The sequence below is a fragment of the Actinomycetota bacterium genome, from assembly GCA_014360655.1.
GTDB lineage: Bacteria > Actinomycetota > Geothermincolia > Geothermincolales > RBG-13-55-18 > JACIXC01.
On record JACIXC010000028.1, the window covers coordinates 1 to 13,525 of the forward strand.

General features: G+C 64.0%; 12 protein-coding genes and 1 riboswitch. All 12 genes read right to left on the bottom strand.

Annotated elements, in window-relative coordinates:
- Window positions 1–557: 557 nt before the first annotated feature.
- Window positions 558–971, bottom strand: coding sequence for a HEPN domain-containing protein (locus H5T73_12580; protein ID MBC7248597.1), 414 nt, complete (start codon window positions 969–971; stop codon window positions 558–560).
- Window positions 961–1,473, bottom strand: coding sequence for a nucleotidyltransferase domain-containing protein (locus H5T73_12585; GenBank protein MBC7248598.1), 513 nt, complete (start codon window positions 1,471–1,473; stop codon window positions 961–963). Before H5T73_12585 ends, H5T73_12580 begins: the two co-directional genes overlap by 11 nt.
- Window positions 1,470–2,057, bottom strand: a complete 588-nt coding sequence (locus H5T73_12590) for a hypothetical protein (GenBank protein ID MBC7248599.1) — start codon at window positions 2,055–2,057, stop codon at window positions 1,470–1,472. Before H5T73_12590 ends, H5T73_12585 begins: the two co-directional genes overlap by 4 nt.
- A 293-nt stretch (window positions 2,058–2,350) precedes the next feature.
- Window positions 2,351–3,712 carry a hypothetical protein gene (locus H5T73_12595; GenBank protein MBC7248600.1) on the bottom strand — a complete coding sequence of 454 codons (1,362 nt, stop codon included), beginning with the start codon at window positions 3,710–3,712 and terminating at the stop codon, window positions 2,351–2,353.
- A gap of 362 nt (window positions 3,713–4,074) precedes the next feature.
- Complete coding sequence (locus tag H5T73_12600) at window positions 4,075–7,788, bottom strand: S8 family serine peptidase (GenBank protein ID MBC7248601.1); 3,714 nt, start codon at window positions 7,786–7,788, stop codon at window positions 4,075–4,077.
- Between the two features lie 121 nt (window positions 7,789–7,909).
- Window positions 7,910–8,101, bottom strand: coding sequence for a hypothetical protein (locus tag H5T73_12605; GenBank protein ID MBC7248602.1), 192 nt, complete (start codon window positions 8,099–8,101; stop codon window positions 7,910–7,912).
- 184 nt (window positions 8,102–8,285) lie between these two features.
- On the bottom strand, window positions 8,286–8,756 hold the full coding sequence (locus H5T73_12610) for a PIN domain-containing protein (GenBank protein MBC7248603.1): 471 nt from the start codon (window positions 8,754–8,756) through the stop codon (window positions 8,286–8,288).
- Entirely contained in the window at window positions 8,746–9,027 is a 282-nt protein-coding gene (locus H5T73_12615; protein MBC7248604.1) for an AbrB/MazE/SpoVT family DNA-binding domain-containing protein, read from the bottom strand. Before H5T73_12615 ends, H5T73_12610 begins: the two co-directional genes overlap by 11 nt.
- Window positions 9,028–9,660: 633 nt before the next feature.
- Window positions 9,661–10,725: a hypothetical protein gene (locus H5T73_12620; protein MBC7248605.1), complete on the bottom strand. Its 1,065-nt coding sequence runs from the start codon at window positions 10,723–10,725 to the stop codon at window positions 9,661–9,663.
- Window positions 10,726–10,778: 53 nt separating this feature from the next.
- Complete coding sequence (locus tag H5T73_12625) at window positions 10,779–11,471, bottom strand: hypothetical protein (protein ID MBC7248606.1); 693 nt, start codon at window positions 11,469–11,471, stop codon at window positions 10,779–10,781.
- Between the two features lie 109 nt (window positions 11,472–11,580).
- Window positions 11,581–12,669: a hypothetical protein gene (locus H5T73_12630; protein MBC7248607.1), complete on the bottom strand. Its 1,089-nt coding sequence runs from the start codon at window positions 12,667–12,669 to the stop codon at window positions 11,581–11,583.
- 546 nt (window positions 12,670–13,215) lie between these two features.
- Window positions 13,216–13,301, bottom strand: a riboswitch (cyclic di-GMP riboswitch).
- 82 nt (window positions 13,302–13,383) lie between these two features.
- A partial coding sequence (locus H5T73_12635; protein MBC7248608.1) for a transposase occupies window positions 13,384–13,525 on the bottom strand: 142 nt, incomplete at its 5' end.

Consider the following 13,525-nt stretch of genomic DNA (forward strand, 5'->3'; position numbering starts at 1 on the left):
GTGCATTATAGCAGATCGATCACGGGATCGGTCGTAGGGTCACCTCTACAGTTATGCCGTTTGGCACCCTTCTTTCAAGCACGTTTCGGAAGTGGGGTCACATCTTCGATCTTCGGCCCCTTATGCCTTTTCCGCGCTATCATGATCTATCGCGATGAATGAACGCCTGTTCCGCCTGGCCCGTCACGGCCAGGCAACCCCGTGCCGGAAGGGCGAGGATGCGGACCCGGGTGGTCCCTCCCGTATACTAGTACCAAGCATCAGCGAAGCAACCTCGTTCCGGAAGGGCGAGGGAATGTCCCCCGTCCAGCTACGGCGGCACGGGTGCGCCATCCCCGTGCCGGAAGGGCGAGGATGCGGACCCGGGTGATTCCGAGTGATCCCTAAACCCGGTTAATCCCCAAGGATTGAGCTACCGAAGATCGAAGATGTGACCCTAAACCCGGTTAATCCCCAAGGATCGAGCAACCGAAGATTGAAGATGTGACCCCAAACATCGCGTCCGCGTTCATGACTGAGTATTTAGGGAACAGATATGTTTTCGGGTCGGGCCTCGTTCATGCCTGAGGACTGCCTTTCCGCAAAACAAAAGTGATGATCTCTCCCGCTGCCCGGACAGCTTCCTCCGCATCCTTGGCGTTGAAGGCTTCAGAGGGTATGCCGCCGGGAAGTCCATTGGGATAGCGAGTGGGGATGTAGAAACGGTCCAGAAGGGATGCCCTGTCCTTCAGGGCGGCAAACTCCATGTCACCCGTGGCAGCGTCCCCGACAAGCTCGGCAGCCGAGTGTCCCCACACCACCTGGTGGCCCTGTAGATAAAGATAGGCTTTGATCGCTTTCTCGGCAGCCTGCTGGGAGAGGAAACATGCCAGGTGGTAGCGGCCCCCCTGTGCGTTGAACTCTGCATCATCCAGATCGTGCCTTGCTTGCCTTATCCACCGCTCGTATTCCCTTCTCGGATCAGGCTGCATGAAGAACCCTCCCTTCCTTCAGGGCCTGTACCAGGAAGGGGTTGGTCTCCTTCATATCCTCGAATTCCTCGGGTGTGTATACCAGGATGTCCATGGCCACCGATGGCTGGATGGAAAGATAGGCCGTTCTCAGTCGGTCGAGGAAACGCTCCTGCGTGCGCATCACCACCAATAAGTCGATGTCGCCATAGGGATTAACGACTCCCCGAGCCATTGAACCGATGAGAATTATTCGTTCGGCCCCCAACTCCTTCAGTTTGGCAACGGCTCTTTCCAGCTCCGATTGCAGCCCTTTCCCGCGCCTTTCCAGGATTTCCTTCCCCAGCAACAACCGCATCACCTCCACGGCATCGATTATAGCATTTAGATGTTCGCGGCATCCGGGGTTGGCCGGAAATATGGCTCTGGACACGGCTGCGGTCTGGACATCTTCACGGTCCGACCCCAATATGCTATTACGATCCGCCCGAAGCCCGGCGTAAAGCAGGCCTTCCTCGTTCATTGCCGGCGGAGTAAGAATGGTCTCAGCCGGATTTCGCCCCTCTTGGGCCGGGCAGATCCCGCACTCGACCCCAAGGCGTTGACCCCGTGCTGTTCCGTGATATGGGCGACAGGCTCCGATATTACTCCCCTCTGATCGAAATGGCCGACGGACCCCTGGGCCCAGGCCTTTCCCGGCCCGTAAACGGCGCGCTCGCAGACCACGGACGAGCCCGTGGTGACTACCTTGGTGGAGACGTCCTTCATGTTGGGGACCAGGGTGTTCAGGAAAAAGGACCGGCGGGACTGGGCGGGGACGGGGAAGTCCTGGGGGCCGTCCACCTTCCCGTTCTCCGTGTAGAAGGTGAGGTCCACGGTGACCTGAGTCGCGTTGGGGTTCTGCACCACCACCCAGGTCTCCATGCCCCCGTAGGTGGTGCCCTCCGCCAGGTACCACAGGTTGGCGGTTGCCTGCCGAAAGCCGTCCGAGCCCCCCGCCTCCGCCCCCGAAACCTCCGCGGCCGTGACCGGGAAGCAGAACACCAGCGCAAGGCAGGCGCCGATGAGCAGTATCACCGCGAAAGAACGGTAAATGCTACCGCCCAAGCCGCGTCCCCGTAGATGCAAGGTCGACATCTTAAACCCCTTTTTTCTTGCTCGGTTTGCCTTTCCTTCAGACATATCCGGTATCAGGCCTCGTTCATGTTCCGGGCATCAAACGAGGCCATACTTTCGCGTCCGCGATCCACGGAAAAGATACCCGAGGTCGCCGCGCTTATTGCAATCCCTATTGCTTGCCTCTCCTTTACCGCTCCTATTGCCTTGCCGCTTTGCCGCCTTCCGCTTTGCCGCTTTGCTTTCCTGCCTCCCTGCCCTTTCTCACAGGCATCATTCCATCCCTACAGCGTGCCACCGTAACCCACGGAACCGTGGGCCCAGGCCTTGCCCGGCCCGTAGACGGCCCGCTCGCAGACCACGACGCCGGTGTCGCAGACAACCCGGGTGGAGACGTCCTTCATGTTGGGGACCAGGGTGTTCAGGAGGAAGGAACGCCGGGAGTAGGCGGGGATGGGGAAGTCCTGGGGGCCGTCCACCTTCCCGTTCTCCGTGTAAAAGGTGAGGTCCACGGTGGCCGCCACGCAGTCCGGGTTCTGCACCACCACCCAGGTCTCCATCCCCCCGTAGGTGGAGCCCTCCGCCAGGTACCAATTGACGTTATATAGAAACGTACCGACGGACCCCTGGGCCCAGGCCTTTCCCGGCCCGTAAACGGCGCGCTCGCAGACCACGGACGAGCCCGTGGTGACTACCTTGGTGGAGACGTCCTTCATGTTGGGGACCAGGGTGTTCAGGAGGAAGGAACGCCGGGAGTAGGCGGGGATGGGGAAGTCCTGGGGACCGTCCACCTTCCCCTCGTTGGTATGAAAGGTGACATCCGCGATGGCCTGGAGGTGGGTGGGGTTCATCACCACCACCCAGGTCTCCATCCCCCCGTAGGTGGAGCCCTCCGCCAGGTACCACGAGGCTTGGGGATTAGAGAAGCCTATAGACTCGTGGGCCCACGTCTTTCCCGGTCCGTAAACGGAGCGTTCGCAGACCACGAACCCGGTGCCGCATTGCACGGAGGTGGAGACGTCCTTCATGTTGGGCACCAGGCTGTTCAGGAGCAATGACTTGCGTGAGTTGGCGGGTATGGGGAAATCCTGGGGCCCGTCCACCTTTCCCTCCCCGGTAATGAAGCTCACGTCCACCACGGCTTGGTAATCGTTGGGGTTCTGTATCACCACCCAGGTCTCCATGCCCCCGTAGGTGGAGCCCTCCGCCAGGTGCCACTGGGCGCCGGCAAATCTCGAGCCGATGGATTCGTGAGCCCAGGCCTTTCCCGGCCCGTAGACCGCCCTCTCGCAGACCACTTGCCCGCCGCTGGCGACAACCTGGGTGGAGACGTCCTTCATGTTGGGGACCAGGCTGTTCAGGAAAAAGGACCGGCGGGACTGGGCTGGGACGGGGAAGCCCTGGGGCCCGTCCTTCTTCCCCTCGTTGGTATTGAAAGTGATATCCACGGTGACCGGGGTCGGGTTGGGGTTCTGCACCACCACCCAGGTCTCCATCCCCCCGTAGGTGGAGCCCTCCGCCAGGTACCATGGGGGGAGTGTCGCCGGCCGAAAGCCGTCCGGGCCCCCCGCCTCCGCCCCCGAAACCTCCGCGGCCGCGGCCGGGAAACAGAACACCAGCGCAAGGCAGGCGGCCGCCATCGTCATCACCGCGAGAGAACGGCGCATCGCACGTCTCGCTACAGGTCTTTTCGGACGCAAGGACAGCATTTCCGAACTCCTTTCCGTCAGCTTCGCGTACTCACGATATATTTCCATTTATTTCCATCTTTCAAGCATCGAAAAGGAAACATCAACCGCTTGTGCGATCAGCGTGGGAGGGATTGGCGGCATATTGCCGGTTTCCCGGCGAGGGCGATTCCCCTATGCCCGTGTACGGATTTCCCGATACGGCCCTCGGGGTTGCTTTGTATGACCCCCTTTTCTAAAAGGCACAAGTAGCTGATGAGATTATATCATATGCGCATCATGGTAAGTGGAAAGTGGGGTCACTCTCCGCGTGATTCCGTTCAGGGCGAATAGCCCACCACGTCGTGGCCTCCGCTCACCCCTCCCCGGTTGAAGTAGACGGGGCGCTCGGCTACGATCTGCAGGCCGTTTACGCACTCCACCTTGCAAGAGAAGTCGTGGGCCTCGTCCTCCCCCTCCCCCAGGTGGGCCTTCACGGGCACGGTGGCGCGGGAGTTGGCGGGGACGCTTATGGAGTATACCTGCGTCCTGCCGTTCCCCAGCATGTAGGTGATCCTGACGGTGGCCGCCGTCCCGTTGGGGTTCTGCACGCAGAGGTAGGGGGTGTAGCCGGGGCGGCAGGTGCCCTCCGCGAAGCAGAAGGCGGCGGCGGGGGAGGTGGCCCCCACCACGTCGTGGCCTCCGCTCACCCCTCCCCGGTTGAAGTAGAGGGGACGCTCGGCCACGATCTGCAGGCCGTTTACGCACTCCACCTTGCAAGAGAAGTCGTGGGCCTCGTCCTCCCCCTCCCCCAGGTGGGCCTTCACGGGCACGGTGGCGCGGGAGTTGGCGGGGACGCTTATGGAGTATACCTGCGTCCTGCCGTTCCCCAGCATGTAGGTGATCCTGACGGTGGCCGCCGTCCCGTTGGGGTTCTGCACGCAGAGGTAGGGGGTGTAGCCGGGGCGGCAGGTGCCCTCCGCGAAGTAGAAGGCGGCGGCGGGGACGACCACGGCCGCGAAGCGCGCCACGAGCGAGCGGTCGCGCTCGGCGGTGAAGGTGTAGACGGCGGAGGTGGACACCACGCCGCCGCCCTCCCTCCATTCCACGAAGCGCCAGCCCGCGTTGGCAGATGCTTCCAGGCGCACCGTGGAGCCGTGCGCGTAGGCCCCCGCCCCCGTCACCGACCCCGACCCGGAGGGATCCACCGCGCAGGCGATGGTGTAGGTGTTCGCGGCGAAGGTGACGGTGACGGCGTGGTCGCGGTCCACGTTGTGAACATAATAGGGGTTGGCGACCGGCTTCGCCTCCCCGTTGTCGGTGATGGACGCGATGCCGTAACCCGCCAGCGGGCTGATGTTCACCGTGGCCGTGCCCCCGTAGGAGACGTTCTGGGAGGGCGGGCTCACGGAACCCCCCACGCCGGATGCCGTCGCGGTCACCACGAAGGGCAGCACGTTGAAGGGGAGCCCGTTTGAGGTCCCCCCTCCCGTGGTCACCGTGACCTGCACGGATCCCGCCGCCATGGGGGGCACGCGGCACACGACGCGGGTGTCCGACCACGAGACGTAGTCCCCCTCCGCGACCTGCACGGTCCCGAAGGAGACATGGGACGAGCCCCGCGCGGCGCCGAAGCCGCTCCCGTTCAGGGTCACCTGCGCCCCCACCTTTCCCGAGGAGGGCGAGAGGGAGGTGAGCGAGGGGGTCGGCCCGACCAGGCTCAGCGAGCGGTATATGTTCACCCGCCCCCACCCGTAATGGTCGTCCCGTCCCGCATCCCCCTTGTCGTCCGCCCCGTCCTGCAGCGCCTGCTGCACCGCGTCGCTCCCCAGCGAGGGGTTGCGGGAACGCAGCAAGGCCGCCGCCCCCGCGGCCATGGGGGAGGCCATGGAGGTGCCGCTCATGTAGCAGTAGTTGGCGGGCATGCCGTAAGAGGTGAGCGCCACCGGGTAGGTGGGCGAGGTGGAGGCGATGTAGACCCCGGGGGCGGAGAGGTCCACGCTGGCGTTGTAATTGGAAAATGTTGCCACCTGGTCCTGGTTGTCGGTGGCCCCCACCCCGATGACGTGGGCGTATCCCGCGGGGTAGTTCACGGTGGTGTTTCCGTCGTTCCCGGCGGCGGCGCAGAGCACCGCGCCCTTCCCGTAGGCGTAGTTCACGGCGTCCTGCTCCGCCGAGGAAGACGACGTCCCCCCGAAGCTCATGCTTATCACCCCCGCGCCGTTGTCGGCGGCGTAGCGCAGGGCGGCGATGACGTCGGAGGAATAGAAGGAGCCGACGCAGTCCCCCGCCTTGAGGGACATGACGCGCGCCCCGGGGCAGGTACCCGCCACCCCGGTGGCGTTTCCCGTCTCCGCGCCCACGATGCCCGCGCAGTGGGTGCCATGCCCGTCGTCGTCGCGGGGCACGGGGTTGGCGTTGGTGCGGAAGTAGAAGTCGTAGCCGCTGCCCTGCTCCCAGCTCGAGGAGGAGGCGAGCCAGCGCCAGCCGCACCCGTCGGCGTAGAGGTCGTACCACGGGTTAGGATCCGCGGGGTCGTCGTAGTTCATGAAGAGCAGGTAATAATTGGCAGTGTCGTTCTGCGCCGTGGAGAAGACCAGGTAATAGGTGGCGCCGGCGGTCAGGCGCACGGCGGAGGAGAGGGTCTTCGTCACCTCCATCTTGAGGAGGGATGAGACCTCTGATGGATTGATGGTCGCGGAGGCGAGGTCGGCTCCGTTCAGGCTGCTGCGCACGGAGACGGTGATGGGCTGGGCGGGGCTTCCCGTCTTGCGCAGCTTTATCCCGACGGAGGTGAGGTAGGCTCCCGTCCCCTTGATGGACTGGGCGAAGGCGCGCCGGTCCGCATCGTACCCCAGGCGCCACGCCCAGTTGTTCTCGTAGAGGTGGGAGATGCCCGCCCAGTTGTAGCCGTAGCGGTCGTCCACGTAGCCGTTGCCGTCGTCGTCCACGCCGTTGCCCGCCGTCTCGTCCGCGTTCACCCACAGCTTGTTCTGCAGGTCGGGATGGGCGAGGTCCGTGCCCGTGTCGATCACCGCCACCGTGGGGGGGTTGGTGAATCCCCGCTCGACGTCCCACCCCTCCACCGCGTCCATGTCCGCGTCCGGGGTGCCAACCTGTCCCCCGATAGTCTGGCCGGTGTTGTGGTAGGCCCACTGGTTGCCGAAATAGGTGTCGTTGGGGGTGTAGACGGCCTTCCGCAGGTAGTCGGGCTCCGCGTACTCCACCCAGGGGAAGAAGCGCAGGACCCGCAGCCCCTCCTCGACGGAGACCCCGTCCGCGAGGGCGAGGAGGCGCACCGTTCCCCCCGCTCCCTCTCCCGCGCCGTTTTCCGCCTTGCCCCCTTCTCCACCTGCCGCCGGTTCCGCTTTGCCCGCTCCCGCCGGTTCCGCTTCCGGGTTCCCCGCAAGAGTTCCCGCAAGGCCTTCCGAAAGACCTCCCGCCCGCGCGCCTATCTCCCGGAGGACCTCCTTTACCCCGCACTGGCGGAGGAACTCAAGCGCCCGCTGCTCCGCGGTCCCCTTACGGAACTTGACGATCACCTGCCCGAGCGCGTAGGCGTCCCCGCCGCCGTCCTCGCCGGAAGCGCCTGTTTTCTCCGGGCCTTCCAGGCCTTCCAGGCCTTCGTCACCGAGGCCCTGCCCGGGCGCGTAGGGATCCTGCCCGGGTGCGCAAGGCTCCCCGCTATCCCCCACCGCTCCCTCTGTGTTTGCGGTCCCGGAAACCGTATCGGACCAGGGTTCGCCTCCCGGGACTTCTCCGCCCGGGGATTCCTCCCACGCTCTCCCCGCTGCCCACGCGATGCTGTCGACGCCGGGAAAGCTTCCGGCACCTCCGGCAGTGATCTCTATGCCCGGGCTTTCCTCCGCTGCTCCCTCCGGACTTCCTCCCCGCGCCCCGGCCGCCGAGACCTCCGCCCTGCCTCCACCCCGCGGGTCCACTCCCCCGGCACGTGCGGGCAGGTACCGCCCGCCGCAGAGCGCCAGGAATAGCGCAAGGAGGAATATGACCCCGGTTCTTGCCCCTCGCGAGGAGATGTCTTGCGGTTTCTTCACCTGCGGCCCCTTGCTTTGCCGCCCTTTCGTTTGCGGCCTTTTCGTCCGCGGACCCTTCCGCCGGATCCCGCCTTCCGCCTCTCGCTTTGCCGAGACGCGGAGCCGCTCCGGCCATCGCGCATCACACGTCGAACAGGACACCTTCATTGTACGCCATATCCTCCGGCGCCGCCTCCCCGCCTCCCGTTCCTCCCCGCCTTTCACGCCGGCTGTCTTCCGTTCCTCCCCGCCTTCCGTTCCTCCCCGCCTTGCGCGCCGGCCGCCTCCCGTTCCTTCCCGCCTTCCATTCCTTCCCGCCACCCGCGCCGTCCACCTTCCGTTCCTTCCCGCCACCCGGTTCCCGCGCCCGCCGCCGGCCGACCGCGACCCCACCGGTCTGCGACATCGCGAGAAGTATCGGATTCCCGGGCCGGCCTGCATCGAGAGCCCTTTGCTCCGCTCGTATCCGGCAGAGAGACGCATGGGCAGCGTCATGGCTCCAGCCGTCCCTGCCGCACCTACCGTCGCTCTTGTTGCGACCTCTCCGCCAGCGCGTGCAAGAAACCGGCAGGGGACGTGATCCTCAAGCCCTTCCCGGCGGCCCGGGACCTGGCTTCCAGGAAATGCCTGTCCCCGCTCACCAGTAAATCCACGTCCGCCGCGTGAGCCGCGGCGGCTATGGGCGCGTCGTCCCTGCCCACCACCTTCTCCCATGCGCCGACTTCCCCGGGACCGGGATCAGTGCAGACTTCCAAGGGGATGTTCACAAGGAATGCGTTCAGGAAGGGCAGGGCTCCCGGCAGCTTCTCCGCCAGGGTGCGAACGACCTCGTCCAGTACCTGGCGGGAAACCACCACGCGGAAGCTGCCCCCCGCCGCTTCCTCCAGGATCTTTCCGGGGGCACCTTTACGGGAATAGAAACCGGAAAAGAAGACGTTGCTGTCCAGGAAGGCACGCACCCCGGCCTCGCGCGGCCCGTTACCGCCCACCGACGCGCTCCCCGCCTGCCTTCCGCCGCGCCTTCCTTCCCGCTTTCAGCAGCTCCTCCTCGCTGATCCCGGACCTTTCAAAGCAGGCCCGGATCTCCTCCAGCGCGACCAGCGCCTTCTTCTTCTTGGGCCTGGCGACGAGCGCGTCCCCCTCCACCTTCAGATCCAACAGGTCTCCCGGTTCGAGGGACAGGGAAGCGCATATCTCCGGCGGCAGCGTCAACTGCCGCTTGGGTCGCAGCCTCACCTGGACTTCCTTCCCCTCCGACACTATCCTACCTCCTACGTCAGATGTAAGATCTCTTACCAAGGATAGCACGGCCGCCTGCATGGCGACAACCCACCCCTGTCCACGCTTCGCAAACCCATTCGCATGGGGTCACATCTTCGATCTTCGACCCACGATGCCCATGCGTGCCCATTCTTGATCGATGAGGCCTTACCCGCCTTTCATGAGGCTCCACCTCGAGCCCTTAGCCCTTCAGCGCCTGATCTTAGCGCCTGATCCAAAGCAGCGACTCCTCTACCCGAAATCCCGAAACGACCGTGCCGGCCGGGCCGGAGGAATTCACCCTTGGATAGCGAGATATAACAACTGGTTGCACGTGGAAACGACCGGGCTGGCCGGGCCGGCCGGGCCGGAGGGATTTGCCTCGATGACTTTCTATCCTGATTCGGCGTTGCAACCGAAGATCGAAGATGTGACCCCGCGATTGAAGATCGAAGATGAGACTCCACGATTCCCCCGCGATTGAAGATCGAAGATGTGACCCCACGATTCCCGCGCGATTGAAGATCGAAGATGTGATCCCGCGATTCCTGAAGATGTGACCCCACGATTCCCCAATCGCAAGGAAGTGATGGATAATACTGGTAGGTATGTTCCGCAGGGCTCGAGCCCTTCCTACAAACCCGTTTCGCCCTCCCGCATCGCCTTTATCGCGGGTTCTCCCTCCACCGAGGGCTCCGAGCCGTTGGCCGGTGGCGGCTCCTGCACGGCGGGCGGCTCTACCACGTCCGGCAGGGGCTCTTCCACGGCGGGGGGCGTCTCCCGGCCCGGCGAAGGCGTAACCCCGCCCGTTTCCGCTTCCCCGCCCCCCTCGAGCGGCGCGGCGGGCAACCACGGCAGCGATGACCTGGGCACCTCCACCGCCCTCACGTCAGCGGGGGTGATCATCCCCTCCAGGAGCAGGGGCCAGTCCCCCGGGTCCAGGAGCACCACGTCATAATCCCGCTGCGGCGCACCCCTCAAGTCGAAGACCACGGCGACCTGCCTGCCCTTGCCCCTCATGACGCGCCCCTCCAGGAGCACCCCGGGGGCCACGGCGTAAGCCCGGGCGACCTCGCGCTTCAGCCCCTTTCTCGCCACCAGGGCGAGCGAACCCCGGTTGCCCGGCTCGGCTCCCTTCTCCAACGACGCGCCCTCCTCCAGCCACTCCCCCCTCTCGTCGTATGCGCCCTTTCCCGCGACGCCGTTCGCCTCGTACGCGTATACCGCGGGTCCCGTGGAATCCATGGACGCGGCCGCATAGCCGCAGGCGCCGCAGGACAACACCCTGAACGCCCCGCCGAGGACCCCGCTCCTGCCGTCGGCGAAGTCGAGCCGGACGTCGTACAGGCCCTCGCCCGCCGACCTCAGATCGAAGACGGCGTAGGCGGTGAAACCGTTGAGCACCCAGGTCTTCGACGCCACCAGGGTGACCTGGCCCTTGACCAGCTTCGCGGTGGCCTCCCCCTTGAAGCCCTCCCCGTAGATGAAGACCGGCCACCTGCACGCTCCCGCCAGCCCCCAGCAGGGGCAGACGCCGCATATCTTCACCGGCGGTCCCGTTTCCCAGGTGCCCGCGGAGATATCTCCCCTCACCGTCTCGGTGTCGCTGAAGTAGGCGCGCACCGGCACCAGGTAGCGGGCGGTCAGGGCCACCGCCGCCACCAGCAACACCGCGATATAAAACCTTGACCTTGTCATGCGCTCCCTTGTCATATGCTCCCTTGTCATATGCCCCCCTGTCATGCGCTCCCTCACTGCCCGCTGCACGAGTTGAGGGTGTAGGAGACGATGACGTCCAGGCTCACGCCCATGTACTCGTTTCCCGCCTCCTCCGCGAACTTCACGCTCAATCTCATGTAAGGGGCGTAGCAGTCCGGTAGCCAGTAACGCGGCGGGGGGAGGTCGTCCAGCGGGTCCGCCCGGAAATCGTAGAAGGTCTTCCTCCCGTCCCCGTCCGCGTCGCCTATGGTCCAATCCCCCGCCCGGTAGCCGTCCGGGCGCGGCGGGCAGCCGCTCCAGCCGCCGGTGAGGAGGTCTATCTTCCAGTCCCGGGTGTAGTACTCGCAGCGGGTGATGATCATCTTCCGCGCCATGTCGTCCGCGCCCACCGCGCCCGAGCCTCCCCGCAGCGCGTAATCCATGGCAATCTCCACGTGGTCGGCGCAGACGATGCCCAGCTGTTTCAACTGCACGAAGGAGGACTCGAAGGGGTACACGTCCCCCGGCTTCATGTCGCCCGCGCACCAGGTGTCGCGCAGCCCGTCCCTCCAGCCCTCGTCCTGGTCCCGCAGTTTCAGGTCGAAGAGGCTGCATGAAACGGTGACGGAGCACGCGCGCGATGCCCCCAGGTTAAGGATAACGGCCGTCAACGCCAGGGCCGCGACCGCGCAGAAACATGCCGCGGACATCATCAGCTTCCTCGACGACCTTCTCGGCATCTTCACCCGCCATCCTTCGTGTTGATGATCCCCAGCCCGGGCGACGACCGCCCGGGCCGAGGATCCAAGGTTCGCATCACACGCCTTCGCGCGCCATGTCTTCGCATCCCATGACTTACGGGATGGTGAAGAAGAGCGGCGTGTCCTTCTCCATGAGCACGCAGGTCCACGGAGACTCGTCCAGAGAGATGAGGCACTTGATGTACTTGTATTCTCCGGAGGGTATGCCCGTGAAACTGGCCTTTACCCCAGCGGCCAGGTCGGCACCGTCGACATCCCAGCCAGCCGTACCCTGATAACCATCGCGTGTGAACGCATAGATGCCCTCGTCTCCATCCACGTACGCCCCAGAATGGGTGGTTGGTGCGCCGGGCGTGTAATAAGCGCGCTCGTACTGGTTCCAGGGAGACGGGGGCGCAACACCCGGGTTGTTGCCATCGTACTTGTTGGCGGCCAGGGCGCTGGTCATGGCCACGCGCTGCACCTCGGTTATCCCTGACTGGCCCTTGCTCGGGCTGTTGATCTTCAACTGGTAGTACTTATTCGCTTCGAGCCCCTTGGCCACCACGTCGAGGTTCAGGCTACCCACGTTGTAGCGGCAGATGCCCCAGATGCCGTCGCCGAGGATGGGCTTCCATTCGTTGTTCTCTACCTTTTTGTTTTCCAGGATGATGCCGCTGGTGGGAGGCCCGCCGTTGTGGTCGGTCATGATGAACTCGAAGTTGACGGTGCAGGACTTGCCCTGCATTTCATTCGGCGTGTCCGCGGCCAGGTGGAAGCTGAGCACGAGGTACATCTCTTGCCCTGGATCAAGCCATCCCAGCGGTATGGACACCGACTGCAGGTCCTTTACGGTCATCTTGTCGTCGGGATGGATGATCACCTCGGCGCCCTTCGAGAGGTCGAACTCCAGGTACTTGGCAAGTCCGGGGTTCACTCCGTCTATCCCGTCGATGTGCAGCCATACCGGACCCTCGTTGGATCCGATATTTTTCAGCTGCACTTCCTGGGTCTTCCAGTCGCATGGCTTCAGGTCCTCGATGGCGAATTGTAAATCAGCGGGCTCATTCACCTTGAGTTTTATGGTCCCCGTGGTGAAGGTCCCCACCACCGTCTCGGTGTCGCTGAACCACGCGAAGGTACCCAGGCCCGCCAGCGTGGCCACCAGGGCCAAGGCCAGCGTCGCGATGAGTATCTTCCTCATTGCCGATACCTCCTTGTCGTCTTGCTTTCCCTCCGATCGGGCTGCCCGGGCCCATCCGATACGAAAAACAACTCGGGGCTTTCAACACCTCCTTTCCACCCTCAGCCCTTTTGCCCCACATCCTTTTCCCGCCGTTCCGCAGGGCCTATAATGAAAGCAGGGTGCACAAGGGCCTGGCAGGGCTTCGCGTGTACCTCCGGGGGCAGTGGCCGCTGCCCCCACTCACTTTTCGCTTTGATCTACGGTCATGTATCGGCTGTCTTCACCGTGCCGACATGCCCTGAAGTCTTTTTCGCCTCCTTATCCCCCCTTGTCGCCCGCGTTTCCGTCCACCTCTCCGGCCGACATGCACTGCATGCATAGCCTGCCCCGGGGGCCTTGCGCGGGGGCTACAGTCGTTCCCCTCGCGCTCGGTTTCTCGCATTTCGCATCCGAAAACAGAAGATTTAACCCCATTATCCGCGCTCGCGTTCTCACACTATACCGCCTCGATCGAATCCTTTCCCTATCCGAAAAGAAACCTTTAAATCAAAAGCCCGACCGCTCTCACGATCGGGCCGGTTTCACCACTCGCTCCCCGCATCCCAGGTGACCAGGTCAAAGAGACGCGGTTCAACGCTTCCCCATCGTCCCTATATTTTATAACCCGAAATTGCAAATCCAAACTAAATTATATCCGCTTTTCCGGCCCTGTAAACCCCCTGTGCTGGTTCACTACATGGTGAACACTCCATCCCTATCCTTGCTCTCCTCCATCCACGCCTTCAGGAACTCCATGGGGGTGAGATAACCCAGGCTCTGGTGTGGTCTCACGTAATTGTACACGTAATTCCATCTGCAAAGGATCTCGTTGAGC